General features: G+C 58.3%; 1 protein-coding gene. It reads right to left on the bottom strand.

Translation table 11 applies throughout. The features are described 5' to 3' along the window. A partial coding sequence (locus tag EN804_RS36475; RefSeq protein ID WP_135922435.1) for a CoA-binding protein occupies positions 1 to 290 on the bottom strand: 290 nt, incomplete at both ends.

Here is a 290-nt window from a genome sequence, read left to right as displayed (position 1 = left end):
GCGATATTGAGACGCGGATACTCAATTGCCGGGCAACGGTTCATCACCACGTTAATGCCATAAGCCTCGGCCTTGGCGGCGGCATTATCGTCCCGCACGGATAGCTGACCCCAGATCACCTTTGGGCGTTGCGGCAGCAAGATCGCCTCGTCGACAATCGCGGAAAGATATTCCGGCGCACGAAACACATCGATCATATCAACAGCCTCGGGAATATCGGCCAGCCGGGCATAGACCGCCTGTCCCAGTATCTCCTTGCCCGCCTGACCCGGATTGACCGGAAACACGCG

Origin of the sequence: Mesorhizobium sp. M8A.F.Ca.ET.161.01.1.1, from assembly GCF_004792105.1 — a bacterium.
GTDB lineage: Bacteria > Pseudomonadota > Alphaproteobacteria > Rhizobiales > Rhizobiaceae > Mesorhizobium.
Note: the sequence above shows the minus strand (reverse complement) of the source record. Positions and strands in the feature narration are given on the sequence as shown.